Raw genomic sequence first — 573 nt, 5'->3', positions numbered from 1 at the left:
TTGCTTTTTGCGTGTGCTTTTTTTACGGCGCGGAGCCTTTTTTGGAGACCGCTCAGTAGTAGACATAAAAACCTCTATTTAATTTTTCGTGGCAATTTTTAAGCCAGTTAACATATACATAACCTGAATTTCACTCAAGGTGCTCTGGTTCATTTCCTGTGTATAGCTGCGTATCCCTTCTGGGGTTTCAGCGATCGGCATCCCTGGCAATGCACCTCCACCAGCACGTTTAGCGAGATGCAGGCCCGCATAAAGATGATTGATCTGGAGAGATGAAAGCGCCGAGATATCCAGACGCGCCAGATAATCCCGCTGCTGCTGAATGCTATAACGCTCCCGAACATCATATGCATCAGGTAGCGCAACAACGCCTTCCTGGCTGGTCGCCGTGAATTTATCAAAGGAAGAAGAAATGCCAGCGACATTGAACCAGTGATTGGCAACGTTGATGACCTTGCATTTTGAAAGGTGACCATCCTGGCGCCTGATGAACACCGTGGAGCCCGCATACAAATCACCTGTCCAATACCCGTTGGAATGAGACATTTTGCCCCCTGTAAGTGATCTCACAAA

Annotated in this window: 1 protein-coding gene; it reads right to left on the bottom strand. The window is 47.6% G+C overall.

Features of this window, described 5'->3' with window-relative positions:
• Window positions 1-78: 78 nt before the first annotated feature.
• Window positions 79-573, bottom strand: a 495-nt coding sequence (locus ACVRRC_RS22260; protein ID WP_472997617.1) for a hypothetical protein, incomplete at its 5' end; no start/stop codon positions are given.

Source organism: Stutzerimonas sp. LR2, from assembly GCF_055755175.1.
The sequence above is the reverse complement of the archived record's forward strand: the minus strand, read 5'-3'. Positions and strand labels throughout refer to the sequence as shown.